The sequence below is a fragment of the Methylocystis sp. MJC1 genome, from assembly GCF_026427715.1.
GTDB lineage: Bacteria > Pseudomonadota > Alphaproteobacteria > Rhizobiales > Beijerinckiaceae > Methylocystis.
Map to the genome: position 1 here is coordinate 3,081,624 of NZ_CP107558.1, position 19,825 is coordinate 3,101,448.

The 19,825-nt window shown below is 61.1% G+C and carries 18 protein-coding genes; 9 read left to right on the plus strand and 9 right to left on the minus strand.

All coding sequences use genetic code 11. From position 1 onward, the window contains the following. Positions 1-41: 41 nt before the first annotated feature. Positions 42-3,221: a PAS domain S-box protein gene (locus OGR47_RS14875; RefSeq protein ID WP_165053184.1), complete on the minus strand. Its 3,180-nt coding sequence runs from the start codon at positions 3,219-3,221 to the stop codon at positions 42-44. Between the two features lie 571 nt (positions 3,222-3,792). On the opposite strand from OGR47_RS14875, the gene OGR47_RS14880 reads away from it, so the two are divergent. The 5 genes from OGR47_RS14880 to OGR47_RS14900 all read left to right on the plus strand — a co-directional run bounded on the left by OGR47_RS14880 (position 3,793) and on the right by OGR47_RS14900 (position 7,508). Next, complete coding sequence (locus OGR47_RS14880; protein ID WP_165053186.1) at positions 3,793-4,035, plus strand: PAS domain-containing protein; 243 nt, start codon at positions 3,793-3,795, stop codon at positions 4,033-4,035. A gap of 61 nt (positions 4,036-4,096) precedes the next feature. Then, the gene (locus tag OGR47_RS14885; protein ID WP_165053188.1) at positions 4,097-4,507 is read left to right on the plus strand and encodes a hypothetical protein; all 411 of its coding nucleotides are present in this window, start codon (positions 4,097-4,099) and stop codon (positions 4,505-4,507) included. Between the two features lie 119 nt (positions 4,508-4,626). Then, complete coding sequence (gene fixJ, locus OGR47_RS14890) at positions 4,627-5,253, plus strand: response regulator FixJ (protein WP_165053190.1); 627 nt, start codon at positions 4,627-4,629, stop codon at positions 5,251-5,253. Positions 5,254-5,409: 156 nt separating this feature from the next. Continuing rightward, positions 5,410-6,927 (plus strand): FAD-dependent oxidoreductase, encoded by a 1,518-nt coding sequence (locus OGR47_RS14895; RefSeq protein ID WP_165053192.1) that lies wholly within the window; start codon positions 5,410-5,412, stop codon positions 6,925-6,927. Between the two features lie 14 nt (positions 6,928-6,941). Further along, entirely contained in the window at positions 6,942-7,508 is a 567-nt protein-coding gene (locus OGR47_RS14900; protein WP_165053196.1) for a diguanylate cyclase, read from the plus strand. Between the two features lie 8 nt (positions 7,509-7,516). Here OGR47_RS14900 and OGR47_RS14905 read toward each other — a convergent pair whose 3' ends face one another. From OGR47_RS14905 to OGR47_RS14940, 8 genes are all read right to left on the minus strand, one after another. After that, positions 7,517-8,392: a manganese catalase family protein gene (locus OGR47_RS14905; RefSeq protein WP_165053199.1), complete on the minus strand. Its 876-nt coding sequence runs from the start codon at positions 8,390-8,392 to the stop codon at positions 7,517-7,519. Positions 8,393-8,494: 102 nt separating this feature from the next. Next, positions 8,495-9,634, minus strand: a complete 1,140-nt coding sequence (gene glf / locus OGR47_RS14910) for a UDP-galactopyranose mutase (RefSeq protein WP_165053202.1) — start codon at positions 9,632-9,634, stop codon at positions 8,495-8,497. Beyond that, the gene (locus OGR47_RS14915; protein ID WP_165053205.1) at positions 9,627-10,679 is read right to left on the minus strand and encodes a glycosyltransferase; all 1,053 of its coding nucleotides are present in this window, start codon (positions 10,677-10,679) and stop codon (positions 9,627-9,629) included. Before OGR47_RS14915 ends, glf begins: the two co-directional genes overlap by 8 nt. A 255-nt stretch (positions 10,680-10,934) precedes the next feature. After that, on the minus strand, positions 10,935-11,801 hold the full coding sequence (gene phhA, locus OGR47_RS14920) for a phenylalanine 4-monooxygenase (protein ID WP_165053208.1): 867 nt from the start codon (positions 11,799-11,801) through the stop codon (positions 10,935-10,937). A 185-nt stretch (positions 11,802-11,986) separates the two neighbouring features. Beyond that, positions 11,987-12,253 (minus strand): hypothetical protein, encoded by a 267-nt coding sequence (locus OGR47_RS14925; protein ID WP_165053211.1) that lies wholly within the window; start codon positions 12,251-12,253, stop codon positions 11,987-11,989. Positions 12,254-12,548: 295 nt separating this feature from the next. After that, positions 12,549-12,779 (minus strand): hypothetical protein, encoded by a 231-nt coding sequence (locus OGR47_RS14930; RefSeq protein ID WP_246729719.1) that lies wholly within the window; start codon positions 12,777-12,779, stop codon positions 12,549-12,551. A 48-nt stretch (positions 12,780-12,827) separates the two neighbouring features. After that, entirely contained in the window at positions 12,828-13,082 is a 255-nt protein-coding gene (locus OGR47_RS14935) for a hypothetical protein (protein ID WP_165053217.1), read from the minus strand. A 101-nt stretch (positions 13,083-13,183) separates the two neighbouring features. Then, positions 13,184-13,987 carry a ParA family protein gene (locus tag OGR47_RS14940; protein ID WP_165053220.1) on the minus strand — a complete coding sequence of 268 codons (804 nt, stop codon included), beginning with the start codon at positions 13,985-13,987 and terminating at the stop codon, positions 13,184-13,186. Between the two features lie 335 nt (positions 13,988-14,322). Here OGR47_RS14940 and OGR47_RS14945 point away from each other — a divergent pair, with 335 nt between their 5' ends. The 4 genes from OGR47_RS14945 to OGR47_RS14960 all read left to right on the plus strand — a co-directional run bounded on the left by OGR47_RS14945 (position 14,323) and on the right by OGR47_RS14960 (position 19,800). Further along, positions 14,323-14,664 carry a hypothetical protein gene (locus tag OGR47_RS14945; RefSeq protein ID WP_165053223.1) on the plus strand — a complete coding sequence of 114 codons (342 nt, stop codon included), beginning with the start codon at positions 14,323-14,325 and terminating at the stop codon, positions 14,662-14,664. A gap of 200 nt (positions 14,665-14,864) precedes the next feature. After that, positions 14,865-16,148, plus strand: coding sequence for a glycosyltransferase family 2 protein (locus OGR47_RS14950; protein WP_165053226.1), 1,284 nt, complete (start codon positions 14,865-14,867; stop codon positions 16,146-16,148). A gap of 31 nt (positions 16,149-16,179) precedes the next feature. Beyond that, complete coding sequence (locus tag OGR47_RS14955; RefSeq protein WP_165053229.1) at positions 16,180-18,012, plus strand: hypothetical protein; 1,833 nt, start codon at positions 16,180-16,182, stop codon at positions 18,010-18,012. Between the two features lie 207 nt (positions 18,013-18,219). Then, positions 18,220-19,800: an ATP-binding protein gene (locus OGR47_RS14960; protein WP_165053233.1), complete on the plus strand. Its 1,581-nt coding sequence runs from the start codon at positions 18,220-18,222 to the stop codon at positions 19,798-19,800. Positions 19,801-19,825: the final 25 nt, after the last annotated feature.

Genomic DNA, 19,825 nt, shown 5'->3' on the forward strand with positions numbered 1-19,825 from the left:
GCCGTTAATGACAAACCCCGAGCTGTGTTTTAGCGGAGGGATCAGAGCGAACCCAGCAGTTCCTGCAGGGCGTCGAGCCCCGCAGGCTTGGTGAGCTGCCGATCAAAGCCGGCTTCCCGCGCGCGGTCCCGTATCTGATCCTGCCCCCATCCCGTTAGCGCGACGAGCTTCACGCCTGCGCCATTCGGCAGCCCCCGAATTCGCCGCGCCGTCTCATATCCATCCATGCCCGGCATGCCGAGATCGAGGAAGACCAGCTCCGGCTCGAAAGCCTTCACAGCGTCGACGCCGTCCGGGCCGCTGTAGGCGACGCGCACGTCGGCGCCGAATGTTTCCAGAAACATCACGAGGCTGTCTGCGACGTCGTGGTCGTCGTCGATGACAAGAATGCGCCGTGCACCGCTCTCTTCAATTCCGGTCGTCGCCGGCATGAGGGCCTCCGAATTGTGTTGGGTGTCGATGGGTAGACGCACGAGGAAGACGCTGCCGCGGCCCAAGCCGTCGCTATGCGCCTCCACGGTTCCCCCATGCAATCCGAGCAGGCTTTTCACCAGGGCAAGCCCGATGCCAAGACCGCCTTGCGCGCGGCCCAGAGAGCGATCGACCTGCGTGAAAAGATCGAAAACGCGCGGCAGCATTTCCGGCGGTATGCCGACGCCGCTGTCACGCACGGCGATCACCGCCTCTCTCCCGCGTTGCTCGGCGACGAGCTCGACGACGCCGCCGTGCTCCGTGTATTTCGCGGCATTATTGAGGAGATTGGTGAAAACCTGAGCCAGGCGCACCGGATCGGCGTCGAGCTCCATCGGCTCGCTGGGCAGCTCGACCTTGAGCTCATGACCGCCGGCGTCGATCATCGGCTGCGCCGTCTCCAGCGCATGCCGCAACACCTCGCTAAGATCCACGCGTCGCTTCTTGAGGTCGATCTTGCCGCGCGTGATGCGAGACACCTCGAGCAGATCATCGACCAGGCGGATCAGATGCTCGATCTGCCGATCCATCATCGACAAGAGAGCAAGATCGCGTTTTCCCTTCGTCTTCTCGACGACGTCATGGCGCAGAATATGGACAGCGTTGCGAATGGGCGCGAGCGGATTACGCAGCTCATGAGCGAGCGTCGCCAGGAATTCGTCCTTTCGACGGTCTGCCGCCTTGAGCGCTTCCTCGGCTCGCTTGCGCGCCGTTATGTCACGGCTCACCGTCGCCAAGCCGATCGGCGCGCCGCTAGCATCTCGAAGAACGAAGACGTTGTAAAGCATCCATAAGGCTTCGCCCGTCTTGAAGTGGCGGAAGCGAATTTCGACATTGGCGTGGCCATCGCGCCTGACACAAGAGTGAAACTCGTTGAACACGAAGGCGCGATCTTCCGGAAAGAAGTAATCCTGAATGGGCGTGCCCGGCGCCTTCTCTCTGTCCAAACCGACCAGCCTCGCGCCGGCGGGGTTTATGTAAAGCGGCACGAATTCCGTACTGCAGATGCCGATGAATTCCATGCTCTGCTCTGCGAGCGACACAAATTTCTGTCGCTCCGCTTCTGCGCGCTTTCGCTCCGTCACGTCTTGAGCAGTGCCAACCATGCGAATCGGCCGGCCATTCTCGAAAAACACGGCGCCTGTCGTTGCGATCCAACACTCCGCTCGATCGGGTCTCGAGAGGCGATATTCGAGAGAGAAGCTCCCGCCGCCTTGGGGATCGAGAGCGCGATCCACCGCGTCCTGCACATGTTTTCGATCAGCGGCGTGAACGCCTTGCATGAACAGCGCGTAGCTCGTCGCCAGACCGGCGGGCAAGCCCCATTTCTTGCGCAGCCAATCGTCCCAAATCAGCTCCTCGCTTTCGATACGCCATTCGTAAATGCCAATGTTGCCTGAATTTAGAGCAAGCTGCAGGCGGAACTCGCTTTCGCGCAAGGTCTCCTGCGCGCGGGCGCGTTCAGAAGCGGCCCAGACGCGTTCCCCGACTTCCTGTATCAATGCGGTCTCAAAAGGCGCCCATGCGCGCGGCGCGCCATGCTGCGCGCAGAGGACGCTCACCCAACGCCCCTGCTTCGTGAGCATGGCGCTGAGCGACGCCGTGACGCCTGCCGATCTCAGACGCTCCCTCTCGGCGGCGCTGAAACGTTCATCCCTTGATATGTCCTCGACGGCGAAGGCGTCTCCGCCTCGGAAAGCCGCAAGCGCGGCCTCGCCCAACGACTCTATTGGCGTCCTGCCGGCGAAAGGCCGCCCGCCCGTTGCGCAATCGCCGCGGATGACAAGCTCCTCGCCTTCGATATCGGCGCAGAACACGCGATCGATCCGCAGATGTTCGGCAAGAAGCCTGCAGGCCGTCTCCTGGATCTTTTCCGGATCGGCGATCTGGCGCAACGCATCCGCGCATTTCAGCAGGAAGGCCTGGCGTTCCTCTCCTTTCCGGAGAGCGCCTTCGACCTGTCTTTGAAGGGTGATGTCCTGAACCACGGCGACCGCGCTCGGCCTTTCCTTGCCGGGCTCCCGTATCAAGGTTGCCGTGACGCGCGCCCAAAAATGGGAGCCGTCCTTGCGCAGGCAACGCTTCTCGGCGTCGTATATGGCAGCTTCGCCATGTTTCATCCGAGAGAACCGTTCCCAATCCCCCGCGCGGTCGTCCGGATATGTGAAGTCGCCGAAGGCCCGTCCGACAAGTTCGGATGTTTCATAACCGAGCATATTGGCTAAGGTTTCATTTACGCGCAGCAACCGGCCTGTTTCTGCGTCGCCCTGGGCCATGCCGACTCCGGCTAGGTCGAACATCGCGCGGAACTGCGCCTCGCTTTCGTGCAGATCAGCTTCAGATGTCAGCGAAGCCGTGATCTTGCTTCGCGTCAGGATCGCTCCGCCCTGGGCAGGCGGCAGCCGCCTCGTCTCGATGACGAAAGCTTGTCCTTCCTCCGCGAGAGAGCCCGCATATGCGGTGTGAAACTCTTCGACGGCGCCGCTGGCGACGGCCTCCAATCCTTCGAGTAATCTGCGGTCATCTGAACCTTGCGGCGATGCGCTGAAAACCTCGAAGAGATTGAGGCCAATCTCCAAGGGTACGCCGAAAAGGGTGGGCGCCGCATTGCGGGCCCACTTTTTGTTTATCGCAGTGACAGCGCCCAACTGATCAAAGATCAGGCACTCCTGCGGCAACACGTCGAGAAAAGGGATCATAAAGGTTTCAACTTCCACGCCCTTATCGACAGCGTCATTCTGGAATATCAAATTGAGAGCTCCGGCTTCCCGCATCCGTGCCTTCTGAAATTGATAGCGCTCGAATATGCCTAACTGAGATTCAAAGGAAAGCGCTACCTAGACTTTCGGTCATTCCCAGTGCACTACTGCATCTAAGTGTTTTCCCTTAATTTTTAGAGCAAAGAGCTTCGTGTAGAACCGTTAGCGTTACACAGAAATTTCGACGTCGCGCCCCTGCGACGGGCCGACCCGGACGACCACTTCAAGGCTCTTGCGCATTCTATTTTCGAGGAAGAAGCTTGCGCGTACCAGAAGGTTTCTTCCTGACAGCGCACACTCAATTTTATGTGCAATTCACCCCGGTTACCAATTCCCAGACGGCGTACAAAAGAGCCAAACGGAGCGTCGCCTGAGCCGCTGCTATGCCCTTTGCAGAAACTCTGAAGGCGGGAAGTGCGAAGGCCGCAACCATCGGAGACGTCGTCCCTTGCGCAACCTGTTAAAACGAAGCTTCAGCTTTGCTCGATATCCCAGCCTCCCCGCAGTGTTCGCGAGCGCGCGGTCTGACGGCCAAACTGGCGAGCGTGTTGAGCCGACCGCCATGGACGCCGCGCAAGACGCCGTTCTGACGATGGATGGTCGAGGACGTATCCTTTCGGCGAACCGAGCGGGCGCCGCCATGTTCGACTATCCCGCCGATGAGATAATCGACATGATGGCGGAGCCCCTCTTCGATCTGCTCGCTGACCTTAAGTCACCTTTGATCGGGCGCGCCGAGGCCCTATGCATGGAGGAACGAAAGCAATCCAGAAGCGGCGCAAGAATGGATCACCCTTGCAGCTAAGCTAACGTCCAAGACGGATTAAAAAGAACGCAGGCTCTTTGTCGTCATTGTTAAAGACTTGATGGATCACAGCAATATGGCGCGAAAAATCGACGAGCCGCACTCCAAGCGCCTTGATGCGATCAGGCGTCGCGACGAACCGGATAAGACACTACTAAGCATGCACGAACTTCTCTGCGACGCCCGCAACGCATTCCTTCCGGACGCCGCGCCAGCTGGATTTGCCATCAGGCGCTCCTGCGCCGCCGAGAAATGCAGGGCCCTGGCCGAGTCGGCGCCGTTCAGGCAGGCGCTCGCCAACTTGATCCACGACGCCGATCAGGCGATGCCCGTAAATGTGGCTGGTCAACTCCTGATTGCAACAAACAACCCAAATGATAAGACCATCAGCGTGGATGTCGCTGACAGAGGTGTGGACTGCCGGACTCCTTGGATGAAGGCTGTTTCCAATTATTCATCCCGACCAAGGTGAAAGGGGATAAGCGTGGGCTTGTCTATTTCTGAAATTGACCCGCCACGGGCGAATGACGCCAAATGTCCGGGTCGCCGTCTTCAGCTTCACGCTGCTCTGCAAGACTCGGATCTTGATTCATGAACAGTCACAAGGTGGTTCACGTCATCGACGACGACGCGGCCGTTCGTGATGCGGTCGGGCTGTTATTGAGCACGGAAGGCTACAAAGTCCACGCCTATCCATCTGCGCCGGCCTTTCTCAAAACGGCCGCCGCCCAGGGTGAGGGCTGCGTGGTCACCGACGTTCGAATGCCCGAGATGAACGGGATCGAGCTTATTGCCAAGATGAGGGAAGAGAGGATCTCGATTCCTGTCATCGTCCTGACCGCCCATGCGGACGTGCCCCTGGCGGTCGAAGCGATGAAGCTCGGAGCCGTCGATCTCCTGGAAAAGCCCTTTGAGGATGAAGCATTGCTCGCGGCCGTCGACGCCGCGCTGGAACGCCGCAACGCCGAGGAAACGCGCTCGCGCGAGTCGATCGCCATCAAGAACCGGCTCGCGACGCTGACCCGGCGCGAAAACGAAATTTTGGCCGGTCTGCTGAAGGGGCTCTCGAACAAGGTCATCGCCCACGATCTCGGCATCAGCATACGCACCGCCGAGGTCCACCGCGCCAATATAATGGCCAAGATGCGCGCCGGAAATCTCGCCGAGCTCGTCAAGATGGCGCTCGCAGCCGAACCCCCGAAGTCCGACTCCGAATAAGCAAGGCTCGCTTTACCCCCGCCCGCTCGTCCGTCTTCGCGTTATCCCCCGGAACATTCATTCTCGCTTTCCGGTTCATTCTCCGCCCCGGGCTCGATCCATTCGGGCGCGCGCCGGACCGGCGCGCAAGCGCGCCCAAAGCTGGAGGAGCGCGAGATGAATGTCAGCTCCGAACGCAGCAAATCGATCTGGGAAGGCGTTGCAGCCAACGCCTCGCGCTTGCAGGGCGAGACACAAGCCGATGTGGCGGTGATCGGCTCCGGCATCGCAGGCATGTCGGTCGCCTACGAGCTGGCCAAAGCCGGTAAAAAGGTCGCCGTGATCGACCGCGGCCCCATCGGCGGCGGCATGACCGCGCGAACCACGGCGCATCTTTCGTCTTATAGCGACGATGGCTTTCGCGCGCTCATTGATACGCGCGGGCTCGACGTCGCCAAGGGCTGGCAGGAAAGTCAGGCAGCCGCTATTTCCCGCATCGAAGCGATCCAGGCCGAACTCGGTGCGGCATGCGACTTCCGACGCCTGGATGGGTTCCTGTTTTTGGCTCCAGAAACCGACCCAGGCGTCATCGAGTCGGAGCTTGTGGCAAGCGCACAGGTCGGCATGATCGCGCTGCGGCAAGAGGGCGTTCCCTTTGCTGGGCAGGAGGCGACTCCAGCGCTGCGCTTTCCCAACCAGGCGACCTTTCACCCAACGAAATATCTCGGCGCGCTCGCCGAAGCCGTCTCTCGAAGCGGGGGTCGCTTTTTTTCCGAGAGCCCGGTTTCGTCGGTGGAAGAAGACGAGAATGGCGTTGTTCTTACGACGCTCGACGGCGCCCGCGTGCTGGCCGATGTTGCGGTTGTCGCCACCAATGCGCCGATCAACGACAGATTAGCGATCAGCGCCAAACAGGCTCCGTACCGCACCTACGTCGTCGCTTTCGAGATTCCGCGCGCAAGCCTTCCGGACGCGCTCTATTGGGACACGCTCGATCCCTATCATTATGTGAGGCTTCAGCCAGGCGACGGCGCATTCGACATTCTCATCGTCGGCGGAGAGGACCATAAGACCGGCGAGAGCAATGACGGCGCCGAACGCATCCGATCACTGACGAGCTGGACGCGGGGCCTTATTCCGGCTCTCGGCCGCGAGACGGCGCGCTGGTCGGGGCAAGTCTTGGAGCCGATGGACTACGTGGGCTTCATCGGACGCTCGCCGGGCGAAAAGCGCGTCTATGTCGCGACCGGCGACTCGGGCCAGGGCATGACCCATGGCGCGGTTGCTGGCCTATTGATCTGCGATCTCATCCTGCGCGGCGAAAGCCCCTGGCAGAGCGTCTATGATCCTTCGCGCAAGCCGGTGAAAGCCGCGGGCGAGTTCATCAAAGAGAATGTGTCTGCAGCCAAACATTTCGTCGACTATCTGAAAGGCGGGGAAGTCGCTTCGACCCAAGAGATCGCGCCAGGACATGGCGCGATCGTCAGGAACGGCCTGGAAAAGGTCGCCGCATATCGCGAAGCGGACGGAACGCTTTACCCGCGTTCGGCCTCCTGCACGCATGTGGGTTGCCATGTTCATTGGAACGACTTCGAAAAATGCTGGGATTGCCCCTGCCACGGCTCTCAATTCGCGCCGGATGGCGAGGCGCTCAACGCGCCGGCTTTCTCGCCGCTGCGAAAAATCGAGAGCTGACGCCGGAGCGCCCGATGGCCCAAGACCCGACGGCGCTGATCCTGATGTATTTCATTGTCCCGGTCTGGTTTCTCGCCGGCGTGGTCGATTGGATGTGTCACAGAGCGACCGATATCGAAACGACGTCCGGCCCCAAAGAGTCGCTCCTCCATCTTCTCATGTTCGCGGAACTCGGCCTGCCCTTGCTGGCGGCGATCTTTCTCGATGTGAACGCGCTGGTGATCGCTTTCATGATCGCCATGTTTCTTCTGCATGAGGCGACCGCCTTCTGGGATGTCTCCTATGCTGTCTCGACGCGGCGCGTGACGCCTTTCGAGCAGCATGTGCACAGCTTTCTAGAAATGATCCCGCTCATGGCGCTGCTTCTCATCATCGCGCGCAACTGGCCGCAGTTTCTCGCCCTTTTCGGCGCGGGGGACGAAGTCCCCCGGATGGCGCTCGCGTGGAAGCCAGAACCGCTGCCCCAACGCTACGTCGTCGCCGTTCTTTCCGGGGCGACCTTGCTGGGCCTCATGCCCTATCTCGAAGAATTATGGCGTGGGCTCGCGGCGCGTCATCGCGCGCCGCGCAAGGCGTTCTGACGCGGAGATCACGCTCTCCCGGATTGCCCAAGCTCCGCGCCCGTCGTCGGGTCGGTCGCGGGGTTCGACATGGTCCGCGCCGCAAAGCTCGACAAGTCGCTGCGCTCTGAGCTCGTCAGGCCGACGCTCGCATCGCCCTCGCCGCCGTCGACCGGAATGGCGCCGATGACGTCATCCATGCGCCGCCAATGCTCGCCCGAGTTCCACGGGCCTGTCGTATCGCCCTCGCCTTGCGAGGTATTGACGTAAAGGTCGGCGTATTCGGGAATGCCCTGCAGCTTGCCGGGCGGGAAATTTCCTTCGATCGAATAGAGCGCCTTCTCGAAAGATTTCTGATGGGAGATTTCGCGCGTCATCAGAAAGCCGAGCGCCTCCTTCACCCCAGCGTCATCGGTAACATTGATCAGCCGCTCATAGACGATCTTGGCGCGCGCCTCGGCCGCTATATTCGAGCGCAGATCGCAGGCGGGGTCGCCGACCGTGTCGATATAGGCGGCCGTCCATGGGACGCCGGAAGAATTGGTCAAGCCGGGTCCACCGCCGTAAAGAATCGCCTGGGTATGGCTATCCCCTCCCTGGGTCAGCGAGCGATAGAGATCCGCCTCCGACTGCGTCGCCTCCGCAAGCTCGCCTTTTACCCCCTTGTTCAGCATGGCGACGATGCTGCCGATAACCTCGAGGTGGCTCATTTCTTCCGTGGCGATGTCAAGCAGCATGTCCTTGCGGCCGGCATCGTCCTCCGCAAGCGCCTGCGTGAAATAGCGCATGGCCGCGGCAAGCTCCCCCTGCGGGCCGCCGAACTGCTCGAGAATGAGGCTCGCCAGCACAGGATTAGGCTCCGAGACCCGAACCGTATATTGCAGCTTCTTATTGTGGGTGAACATGGCCGTCTCCTGTTACAGGCGCTCCCGGCGAAACGCTTGTCGGCCAACCCGGTTCCCAATTCGAGGCGCGCGCGAGCGCGCCGGCGCGTCTCGCACGAGACGTCATTCCGCCGCGACGACGGTTGCCAGCGCGCGGCTTTTCGGCGGCGCAATCTCCACGCAAATTCGACGAAAAGTAGCGAGCGCCTGTCCGACAACCTGATCCATATTGTAGTAGCGGTATGTCGCGAGCCGCCCTACGAACCAGACATCCTTCTGCGCCAGCGCGAGTTTCTCGTATCTCTTGTAAAGCTCCATATTCTCCGCTCGCGGCACCGGATAATAGGGATCGCCGCCGTCGCACGGATATTCAAAGGTCACACTCGTCTTCTCGTGGCGCTGCCCCGTCAGATGCTTGTATTCGGTGATGCGCGTATAGGCTTCCGTTTGCGGATAGTTCACGACGGCCACCGGCTGGAGCCACGGCTGATCGAGCGTCACATGCTTGAACTGCAAGGATCGATAGGGCAGCTTGCCGAAACGGAACTTGAAAAACTCGTCGATCGGTCCCGTGAAGACGAGACGCCGGTAATTCACTTCGTTGCGTATCTCCTCGAAATCGGTCTGCAGCATCACCTTGATGTTCGGATGATCGAGCATGCTTTCGAACATGCGGGTGTATCCATCGGCAGGCATGTATTGGAACGTGTCGGCGAAATAGCGATCGTCCCTGTTGACGCGGGTCGGAACGCGGGCGGTCACGGATTTGTCGAGCTGCGAGGGCTCCACGCCCCACTGCTTCTTTGTGTAGCCCCTGAAGAATTTCTCATAGAGTTCGCGTCCGACGGTGGCGACGACCACATCCTCGGACGTCTTGATTTGTTCCCTTTTCTCGGCGCGCGCTGCAAACCACGCCGCAAGTCCCTCGGAGTCGAGCGCGAGGCCGAAGAGCTTGTTGACCGTGTCCAGATTGATAGGAATGGGCAGAAGCATCCCATCGACTTTCGCCAGCACGCGGTGCTCATAAGGACGCCACCGCGTAAATTGGGAAAGGTAGCCAAAAATCGCTTCGGAGTTCGTGTGAAAAATATGCGGTCCATATTGATGGATCAGAACGCCCGCTTCATCATGCCGATCATAGGCGTTTCCGCCGATGTGCGCCCGTTTGTCGATGATGAGAACCCTCTCTCCGCGTTGAGAGGCGATGCGTTCGGCAAGAACGCTTCCGGCGAAGCCCGCGCCAACGATCAACCAATCAAACACGGCGCGCCTCCATGCCTCTGTGCGAGATCGAATTGAGATGCCGCGTCATCCCCGCCCATGTGCTGTCCCACGACATGCCGGAAAGTTGCGCGTCGACCGCTCTGAGCCAGGGCCCTTTCGGCCTGCGAAGCAAATATTCGGCGCGTTCGACAAACTGCTCGGCAGTCCGCGCAATTTCGACGAGACCTGCTCTCCCATAGGGTTCGACGACATCGGCGATCGGCGTCGACACGAGCGGGACGCCGGCTGCGAGAAACTCGGGAGTCTTGGTGGGGCTGATGAAACGCGTCGCCTCATTGATCGCGAAAGGCATGAAGCCAATGTCCCAACCCGCCAGGTAACGCGGCAGCGACTCGTAGCTTTTGCACCCGAGCCAATGGATGTTGGGCGCAAGTGGAAGCCGCAACGGATCGATCTTCGCCGTCGGCCCGACCATCACCAATTGCCACTGTGGACGAAGCGCCGCAATGCGCGCGACGATATCGAGATCCATTCGCTCATCTATGACGCCGAAGAACCCCAGGCGCGGATGCGGAATAAGCGCCTGATCCTCGGGCGCGTCGCGCAGGGTTCTGGCCACGCGAAAATGCGCGACGTCGACGCTGCTGGGATAGACGTGGATGTTGGGATGCCTGTTGCGTTTCGCCTCGTAAAGAGAACGGCCGCCGACATAGACGACATCGCATTTTGCAAGCAGGCGACGCTCCCAATCGGCGATATCTCCCGGCGCGCCCGCAAAGGCGGAGAGTTCGTCCATATTGTCGTAAACGCAGCCGTCCGGTTCGAGTTCATCGGTAAAGCGAAGCGCCATGGGCGTGTAATACCAGGCGATCAAACGCTTCGGCTGGATCCGCGACAAGAGCCGCGCAAGGAGCAATTTCAATGTCTCGTTGGTCTCCGGCTCCGTCAGCCCGCGCGGCACGAGCGGCGTGACGACCGAGACGTCGCAAGCTTCATCCGTCTCAATTCGCAAGACCGGCGGCCCGTCGAAAAACTCGGGCTCCTCGAAATACCAGGTACTGAATTCTTTCGCGGCGCGGCTCATGAGATGTTGAGGACGTTGGAAGACGAAACGCCAACGCAAATGGGAAAAACATAAAAGATGGGATGAAGCGCTCGAAGTCTCAGGTACCGCACGCGCCATTGGTGACTCCTTGTCAGCTTAGCTCCCGCCAGCATTGGCTTTGCACGGGCGTTGCTCTGCCGCCCTTGTCGAAACAGCTGGAAAACGCTTTTGTTCCAAGGGGCCGCATTGCTGCCAGGCAGCGCTGCGCGACTGCGCGGCGAGACAATGGGTTACTCAATGTCGCGATTGGAAATATCGCATATCGCCTGTTGTGATGACGCGGTCGTCGGAGAGAATTTCGTACGGTTCTACATCGCGCGCCGCCTGCAGCCGATCGTAAAGCGCGCCGAAATCCTGGTAGCATTGGTCGAGAAGCTGCTCGAAGCTCTCGATGACGAAATAGCTCTGCTGGTAATCGCTGATCACATATTTCGTCCGCATGATGCGGATGAGGTCGAAAGCAATGCGATTGGGCGACGTGTCGGTGAGCGAGAAGATGGTCTCGCCCGGCGATGACAATATGCCGGCCCCGAAAATGCGCAGGCCGTCGCGAGAGCGAATGAGGCCAAACTCCACCGTATACCAATAGAGCCTTGCGAGATTATGCAATTGGCCTCTTTGCATCGCGCGCTGGCCGCCCTTGCCATAGGCTTCGAGAAAACGCGCATAGACAGGGTCGGCAAGCAGCGGGACATGGCCGAAGACATCATGAAAGACGTCGGGCTCGGAAAGGTAATCGAGTTCGCGCTCGGAACGGATGAAGGCGCCGGCGGGAAAGCGCCGATTGGCGAGGCAATCGAAAAAGACGTCGTCGGGGATAAGTCCCGCGACGGGCGCAATGCGCCAGCCTGTCAGGCGCGAGAGCCTGTCGCTCAGCATCTCGAAATCCGGAATGCTATGTGACGGGAGCTTCAGTGTCTCTTTTGCTTCGAGGAAAGCGTCGCAGGCGCGGCCCGGCAGCAGCTTTTCCTGCCGCGCGACAAGACGGCTCCAGCGGTCGTGTTCTTCCCGTGTGTAAGAGCGCCATTCCTGTGGGATCGTCCAGCCGGTCTTTAACCCCGCCTCGGCGTAGCGATTATGTGACTGTGACGCTTCGGCCATGGAAGACCTCGCCACCCCGGCGGACTTCTATCTATTATCTGGATATCTATGTCGGCGGCCGGCGGCGTGTAGCGACGCGACAAGCCGTCGCGCGCGGCTCGAGCCGCTCAACAGCAAATGCTTAAAATAAAGAGAGAGGCAAAATGCGGAAGGCGCGGAAAAACAGTCCCGCGCCTTCCACTCGGTCAACGCTTGCGCTTCTTGCCGCCAGCAGAAGCTTCGTGCTCCGACGCCGGCGCGACGAGGCCCAGTTCGGTTCGGCAAGCGGGGCTGATGCTCGCCGCGCTGGCGCGCAGGCATTTTTCGATCGCGATGGCATCCGGCACTTGGGCCTGGCAGAAACGGTAAGCGTCATCCTCACAGGCGGCGCGCTGGGCGGCGGTGCCGTCAGCCAGGGCCGGCGCGGCCACGAAGATCGCCAGCAAAGCCGAGAGCCGGATAAAAATGCGCATTCACACGTCCCTTCTCGATTGATTTGAGATTCCTGCGGAACTCAGCGCAGGCTGAGCGGATCATACGCGACCGGAAGCCCAGACGAAACCGCCTGGCGGCCATGATCGCCCGCGCCGGGCCGGAAAAACGTCCGTCCGGCAAAAAAAGAGCCGCTGGTCGGCCAGCGGCCCAAGTTCAGGGAGGAAATGCCCAAGGAGAGCACGCCTACGATTGCACGCGCAGGCTATGGCAAAACTGTGTTCGGCAGGACGCGGGAGCCAAAAAAGCTGTGCTGTTGCCGACTTACCACAACGGTCAGCGGGGCTTGCTGCCCTCGAAGGTGCGCAGCTCGGCCGTAGAGGGCGCCTTGATGCTGGAGTTGAGCTTGCGCAGCATCGTCAAGCACAGTTCCTTCACCGCTTCGTCCTGTACCGTGTCGGTCAAACGCGCAACATGGTAGAAGGCCATCGCCCGCTGGGACACGAGATCCTCATAGCTGAAGGGGTCGGACAGGCCGTCCATATCGTCGTGGGTATTGTCAGTCATTGAACCCTTCCGATTGTTTGCCACCATATTGGGATCGGCAGCGACAAATTAAAGGGGATTTGCCGCCTTGGGGCTGTCCAGCGCCCCGTACTCTGCCTGACGCGCCTCCTGATGTGGACTCAGGGCATAAAGAACATATGACCCCAGCGAGACCACGGTCGCGGCGACAATCACTCCGGCAAGGCTTTGCCTGGCGCGAATCGAGGTCCGCCCCGCCTGACTGGCCAGGGCGAATAGGCCGACAAGGCCAATAAAGGCGCTGAGCACGGCAGTAAGATACAGCGTCTCGACTGCGACGACCATTGCTTTCCTCCGCCTGATCATGGGCCAAGCTGGCCGAAATGGCGCGGGCGCCAACAGGCTCCTAACGCCGGCTTCCATCAGAAGGTTCGAGCGGCGAATCATCAAGAATGCCCACGCCGCTCGGCAGCGTCCTTGGACGGCGTTTTTTCGGCCGGCCTCGCCAGATTGGCCGGCAGAAGCGCGTTGAGGAAGCTGGCGTAAAGGTCATGCGCCTTGATCGCCTGATCGAAGAAGCTCCGGTATGGGAGCAGGGAAGCCTGCGTCTCGGACGCCAATTTAGCCTTTTCCTCGAGCCGCCTGCGCAGCGACGTCCAGAGGCGGCGCATCTCGCGCGCGGGGGCGCCATCGGGATTGAGCTCGCCGACCCCGAGGCCGAGGCGGATGGCGTCCTGATAATCGACGCGGGTGGAGACAAGCGGCGCCAGCAGGGCGCCGAGCTCCTGCAAGGCCTGCACGCCGCGCTCGACGCGGACCCCTTGCTGGGCGGGCGGACACTGGTTGAGAAGGAAAGCGTAGTCCTTGCCGCAGGATCGCACCTTGCCGAGGGTGGCTTCGCTCGCCCATATGTCGAGCGTGTTCGGCCGCGCGGGGATCAGGCAAAGATCCGCGGCTCGAATCGCCTCTTCGGAAGCCGCCAGATCGGACCCCGGCGTGTCGATAACCGCCAGCGTGACGCCCCGACTTTCGAGCGCCGCCAAGGCGGGCGCGAGCTTGCCCGGCGGGATATGCTCGACGGGAATATCGAGCGCCTTGCGCGCTTTCGACCATTTCACGAGCGACTGCAGGGGGTCGAGATCGCAGATGAAAACACGCTCGCCGGCAAGATGGCCGGCGACAGCGACGTTGCTCGCCAGCGTGCTTTTCCCGGCCCCGCCCTTCTGCGTGACGAATGCGATAATATGCATGCTCTCGCCTGGTTTAGGGTCAAAACGCCGGGAACTGACGCGCCACGCATGGAGTCGCCGGAATCAAAAAATGGCGGCCCAAAGCTCCCATGCCGGGGAAGCATAGCAAAAGATACAATCGGAGATGGCTTTGTTGAAAGCAAATTTGCTGGTCAAGCCGCCAAAATAGAGAGCGAGCGTAACCTATGGCGAAAGAGCGATATGCCCGATTTAGCCCGCGTGAGAACGCGCGCCAAAGCCGCCGCCAGCGTCTTTTGTCTTCGAGCAGTAACATTCCTATGTTTTTTCCGGGGCCGCTATCCGATCGCATTTGCCTGTGAGACAGGAGCGCTGCAATGGCGGATTTCGTTTTCGAGATCATCGAACGCGGTAAAGTCCGGCCCGAGACCACGCTTCTCTCGCTCCCGGACGAACGCGCTTTATGGGGCGCGGTCGAGGCCCTGGCGCTCAAATTGGCGGGCTGGCAAGGCGCTTTCATCCGCGTCAAGAACGCGCGCGGCGAGCCGCTGATCCGCGCGGGCGTCTCGACCGCACTTTCCTCCATCGAGAACTGCTGCGCCGAAGACTGCCCGCTAAAAAGAGAGCTAAAACATTTCCGCGCCTCGGGCCGTCACAGCGCCGCGGAACCCGATCTCCTGGTCGATTGCAGCATGGCGCGTCCAAGGCTCGCGGCCTGAGGGGCGGCTTCACTCCAGAACCCCCAGCCAATCGCGCCGCTTTTGCGCTGGGTTCCCGTTCGCATCGCTGACGCGGCGCTGCCCCCTCTCGTGCACCGTGGGCCGGCGCGCCATTAATCGTCGATAAACCCTCCCTCGTCAGGATCGCCGCAGGCTTGATGCTAACTGCGCTGCTGGTTCCTTAAGGTCCGAGGATGTTTATGACCGGTCTGATTGCGATCTCGGGGGATTGTTCTCGCGGGCCCGACGTTTCCATTGTGATGCCCTGCCTCGACGAAGCCAAGTCGCTTCCAACCTGCATCGTGAACGCCCGCCAAACGCTGGAGCGTATGCGCGCCGAGCTCGGCCTTTCCGGCGAGATCGTTGTCGCAGACAATGGCAGCACGGATGGCAGCCAGCTGATCGCGCGGGCGCTGGGCGCGCGCGTTGTCGATGTCGAGCGTCGCGGCTATGGCGCCGCCTTGATCGGCGGCATGCAGACGGCCAGCGGAACCTATCTCGTGATGGGCGATGCGGATGGATCGTATGATTTCACCGAATCGGTCGCCATGGTGCGCGCCCTTGTGCAAGGCGCAGATCTCTGCATGGGTTCGCGCTTCAAGGGCGGCATCGAAACCGGGGCCATGCCCTGGAAAAATCGCTACATCGGCAATCCCGCCCTTACCTTCATCCTCAATCTTTTCTTCGGCGCGAGAGTGGATGACGCGCACTGCGGCCTGCGCGCCTTGACGAAAGACTGTTTCGAGCGACTGGCGCTCGGCGGCTCGGGCATGGAGTTCGCCAGCGAGATGATCATCAAAGCGGCGCTCAAGCGGCAGAAGATAGCCGAAACGCCGGTGACCTTGCGATGCGATCTGCGCGAGCGCGCGCCGCATCTGCGTCCCTGGCGGGACGGCTGGCGGCATCTTCGCTTTCTGCTGATGCTGAGCCCGGCATGGGTCTTCGCCGCGCCAGCGGCCGTTGCGGCGGCACTGTCACTCGTCATCCTCGGCGTCGCCGGCTCGAACGCGCTTCTGGGATCGGCCAAAGAGTCGTTCTTCGGCAATTACTGGATCATCCTGGCTGGCGCGCTTCTCGGCCTCTCGCACGTCGCCACGCTTCTCGCGACCGCAGGCCACCTCTATGGGCGCCGACAAGGCTATCGCCGGCCCGCCCTCTGGGAGGCGCGCCTCGCCAAATGGGCGACGCTCGAAGCCATGCTTGTCTCGGGGGCCGGGGCGGTCGCCGCGGGTCTCGCCATTCTCCTCGGCGTGATCGGCTATTGGTCCGGGCATCACTTCGCGGCGATAGGCAATGTGTTACCCGCGGTCCTCGGAACAACGCTGATCGTTCTCGGGGCGCAAAACGCTTTGGGCGGGTTTCTGCTCGCGATCATTAACGGCAATGAAGCGAAATTTATCGATCTTTCGCAGCCTGGGCGGCGGCCGGAACAAGCGGGCCAGGAGCCGAACCAACCAAGACGCCTGGATCGCAAGGCGGGCTGAGCCGCGCACCTTTTCAGATTTGGTTTCCACCATGAATATTGCATTCCGTAGGAAAGACATTTCTTGTGAGGGCGGCGCAGAAAGCCGCGCGCCTTTGGCGCTGCGTCACGCTCTGATCCTCTGCGCCGCGTCCACACTTGCCGCCATCGCCGGCGCCTATGTCGCGCTCACGCTCTATCCGCTTCGACCGGCGGCGTGGCTGACGGAGTATTTTTTCCGCACGCAGGATAGTTTCTGGCTTATTGCGACTGCCGCTCTCCTGGTCGCTTGCACCTTTTTGCGTTTCCCCACAGTCTTTTCCGCGGCGCTTCCCCGCGTCCCCACCCGCCTTGTCGCCTTCGGACTCGCTGCACTAGCCTTTCTTTGCGGCGCGATCGGTTCGAGCCTCGTGTTTGACGGGCTCCATCTTTCCCGAGATGAAATTCTCGCCGAATTCGATGCCGTGGTCCTGCGGACGGGTCAATTGATTGCCCCCGTCGAGCCGGAGTGGCGCCCGTTCTCGCAAGCGCTTGCCCCGCGTTTCATGCTTCCCATCGCGGATCAGATGGGCTTTGCTTCCCAATATCTCCCCGGCAACGCCCTGCTTCGCGCTTTCGTCGGCTTATGGGCCGATTCCAGTCTCACGAGCCCGATATTGTTGGCGATCGCCGTCCTCGCAGCCTATAGCGTGGCACGGCGGCTTTGGCCCGACCGCCGCGACGTCGCCATTATCGCGCCACTGCTGATCGCCACCTCCCCGCAGGCGCTCGTCACCGCGATGACGAGCTATGCGATGACCGCCCATTTGGCGCTCAACCTCTTGTGGCTCGCGCTGTTTCTCCGCAACGACAAAGCCGGACATGCGGGCGCCATTCTCATCGGCGCGCTCGCGTGCGGCTTACATCAGGTTGTTTTTCATCCTCTCTTTGTCGCGCCCTTCATCCTTCGCCTGTGGTGGGAGAAGCGCCGCGTTCTGGCGCTTGTCTATAGCGTCAGCTATGCGCTGATCTGCCTGTTCTGGATGCGCTACTTCCAGATCGCCCTGGAGCTTCAAGGCATGGCGTCGGATAGTGCGCGAGGCGCGGGACTTCTCGATTTCATCAGTCGCGCAGTGGAGCAGATCCTCACCGGCGAGAGGAACGGCTTCGCCATCATGCTGATGAACATTTTGCGCTTCGTCAGCTGGCAGAACCCGCTTCTTCTGCCTTTGGCGCTCCTCGCCTATGGCCAGATACGTCAGGGATCGGGCATTGCGCGCGAGCTGGCCGCCGGCGTCGCGCTGACGCTTTACGCGATGACGATCGTCATGACCTATCAAGGCCATGGCTGGGGTTACCGTTATTTGCACGGGCTGATCGGCAATCTGGCGCTGCTCGCGGCCTATGGCTGGATCAGCGTTACAGCGCAGGCAAGCGCCGTGCAGACGGCGGCTTGCCGATCGACTGTCGCCGTTTCGAGCCTCTTTGCTGCACTCCTCCTTTTCCCAGCGCATGCAAAGCAGGCGCACGACTTTGCGGCCCCCTACGCCAGAGCCAGCGCCGCCATCGCGCGCGCCCCAACGGACGTCGTCATTCTCGACGAGAGCGACATGATCTTCAGCGAGGACCTCGTCCGCAACGATCCGTTTCTGCGCGACAGGCCGATCGTGCTCGAGCTCACCCCAATAGAAGAAAACGATCTCGTAGGTCTGTGCCAAAAACATAGCGTCTCCCTCTTCGACGCTTCGCAAGGGCGCAGATATGGGATACGGCCAGACCCCGGCAGGCAAGGGGTCGCCGAGGAAGACCTTCGCGCGAAACTGCAGGCGGCAGAGGAGCGCCGTGTTAAATTGCGTGCGGCAATGGCAAGGGCGTCCTGCGGGGCGCCGCTTTCCATAACGCCGTAAAGTCTTCGCTGTCGGAAAACTAAAGCTTACGTCCGCTCAGCAAGGCGGCGCGGAGCGAAAAACAGCCGCCCTCGACACTTTATGTGCATGGCGTAGCTTGAAATTCCGGCCTGCACCTGCTTGGGGAGCATAGCCGAAACGGCTCCCGATGCAGGTACTTGCATCAACGGAGTCTTAGCAGTTTCTCGGCCTCGGGAGTTGCGGCACATGTTATCCGCGTTGAGTGACTGGCTGTTTGGCGCGTCCGGCCTCGCGCCCCATGGATACTGCCTGCTTTGGGAGCCCGAGCTGATTTGGCTTTACGCGATTTCCGATACCGCGATCGCGGTCGCCTATTTTTCCATTCCGATGGCGCTCGGCATTATCGGTAGACGGCGGGGCGATCTCGTCTTTCGACCCATGCTCTGGCTGTTCGCGGCTTTCATCATGCTTTGCGGCACCACCCATTGGCTCGATTTGGCCACGCTGTGGACGCCGCTCTACGGCATTCAGGGAGTCGTCAAAGCGGCGACGGCGTTAGCCTCGATTTCCACGGCGGTCGCGCTGTGGTGGAAGCTGCCGTGTTTTCTCTCGCTTCCGTCGATCGCGCAATTGCAGCAGGCCAACGCCGCGCTTCGCGAGAGCGAAGAACGTTTGGCTCAATCGCAAAAAATGGAGGCGATCGGGCAACTGACGGGCGGTGTCGCGCATGACTTCAACAATTTGCTCCAGGTGATCGTGGGATCGATCAGCGTCATCGAGCACCAGATCGAGCGTGGGCGCGGCAATGAGATAAAGCCGTCGGTAGCCGCCATACAAAAAGCCGCGAATAGCGCGTCGAGCCTCATCAACAGATTGCTCGCCTTCTCTCTGCGCCAGGCTTTGGCGCCGCGCGTGATCGAGCCCGATAAGCTCGTCGCCGGAATGGAAGAGATGCTGCGGCGGACTCTGGGGCCTGAAATCGAGCTGCAGCTGCGCTTGGGCCAGGCGCACTGGAACGTCACCTGCGACCCCTCGCAGCTCGAGAGCGCTCTACTGAATCTCGCCATCAACGCGCGCGACGCCATGCCCGAAGGCGGCGCGCTTCAAATCGCCACGGCGGATCGGGAGCTGATCGCCGACCCCGACACCCCCGGCGCACGGCCGGGAAACTACGTCGAGATCGAGGTCACCGACAGCGGCGAGGGCATGACCCGGGAGGTCCTCAGCCGGGTTTTCGAACCTTTCTTCACGACAAAGCCGACCGGCAGAGGGACGGGCCTGGGCTTGTCCCAAATATATGGTTTCGTGAAGCAATCCGGTGGGTTCGTGCGGATTGACAGCCGCCCTGGCGGGGGAACCAGCGTGAGGATTTACCTACCCGGGCACGAGCTGCTACCAGATAGCGTCGCCGAAGCCCCCCCGACCGTCGAAGCGGCCGCTTCTCCCCATTCGACCCATCGAGGAAAAGCCCTCGTCGTCGAGGATCAGGCAGAGGTGCGCGCGCAAATTGCCGAGGCGATCGCTCAACTGGGCTTCACCGTCGTCGAAGCCAGCGAGGGCCTCGCCGGCCTGAAGGAACTGGAGTCCGGCGCGCCGCTGGATCTGCTGATTACCGATATCTGCCTGCCGGGTTTGAACGGGCGACAACTAGCCGAGACCGCTCAGTCCAAGCAGCCGGAACTGCCCGTGCTGTTGATCACCGGCTATGCGGGAAATTCGCTGGAAACGATGCAGCTCGCGCCAAATATCCAAATTCTGCGCAAGCCGTTCCTTTTGGACGAATTGACCGCCAGGGTCCGCGCGCTGGCGGGAAACGCCGTTCCGTAAATGTGACGGGCGCGCAGACGGAGAG

What these genes read in the sequence shown, in the direction of transcription:
- OGR47_RS14945 (WP_165053223.1), top strand. Translation starts at nt 14,323, where the DNA reads ATGGCGGATTTCGTTTTCGAGATCATCGAACGCGGTAAAGTCCGGCCC.
- OGR47_RS14955 (WP_165053229.1), top strand. Translation starts at nt 16,180, where the DNA reads ATGAATATTGCATTCCGTAGGAAAGACATTTCTTGTGAGGGCGGCGCA.
- OGR47_RS14915 (WP_165053205.1), bottom strand. Translation starts at nt 10,679, where the DNA reads ATGAGCCGCGCCGCGAAAGAATTCAGTACCTGGTATTTCGAGGAGCCC.
- phhA (WP_165053208.1), bottom strand. Translation starts at nt 11,801, where the DNA reads ATGGCCGAAGCGTCACAGTCACATAATCGCTACGCCGAGGCGGGGTTA.
- OGR47_RS14940 (WP_165053220.1), bottom strand. Translation starts at nt 13,987, where the DNA reads ATGCATATTATCGCATTCGTCACGCAGAAGGGCGGGGCCGGGAAAAGC.
- OGR47_RS14880 (WP_165053186.1), top strand. Translation starts at nt 3,793, where the DNA reads ATGGACGCCGCGCAAGACGCCGTTCTGACGATGGATGGTCGAGGACGT.
- OGR47_RS14925 (WP_165053211.1), bottom strand. Translation starts at nt 12,253, where the DNA reads ATGCGCATTTTTATCCGGCTCTCGGCTTTGCTGGCGATCTTCGTGGCC.
- fixJ (WP_165053190.1), top strand. Translation starts at nt 4,627, where the DNA reads ATGAACAGTCACAAGGTGGTTCACGTCATCGACGACGACGCGGCCGTT.
- OGR47_RS14935 (WP_165053217.1), bottom strand. Translation starts at nt 13,082, where the DNA reads ATGGTCGTCGCAGTCGAGACGCTGTATCTTACTGCCGTGCTCAGCGCC.
- OGR47_RS14950 (WP_165053226.1), top strand. Translation starts at nt 14,865, where the DNA reads ATGACCGGTCTGATTGCGATCTCGGGGGATTGTTCTCGCGGGCCCGAC.
- OGR47_RS14905 (WP_165053199.1), bottom strand. Translation starts at nt 8,392, where the DNA reads ATGTTCACCCACAATAAGAAGCTGCAATATACGGTTCGGGTCTCGGAG.
- OGR47_RS14895 (WP_165053192.1), top strand. Translation starts at nt 5,410, where the DNA reads ATGAATGTCAGCTCCGAACGCAGCAAATCGATCTGGGAAGGCGTTGCA.
- OGR47_RS14960 (WP_165053233.1), top strand. Translation starts at nt 18,220, where the DNA reads ATGTTATCCGCGTTGAGTGACTGGCTGTTTGGCGCGTCCGGCCTCGCG.
- OGR47_RS14930 (WP_246729719.1), bottom strand. Translation starts at nt 12,779, where the DNA reads ATGACTGACAATACCCACGACGATATGGACGGCCTGTCCGACCCCTTC.
- OGR47_RS14885 (WP_165053188.1), top strand. Translation starts at nt 4,097, where the DNA reads ATGGATCACAGCAATATGGCGCGAAAAATCGACGAGCCGCACTCCAAG.
- OGR47_RS14900 (WP_165053196.1), top strand. Translation starts at nt 6,942, where the DNA reads ATGGCCCAAGACCCGACGGCGCTGATCCTGATGTATTTCATTGTCCCG.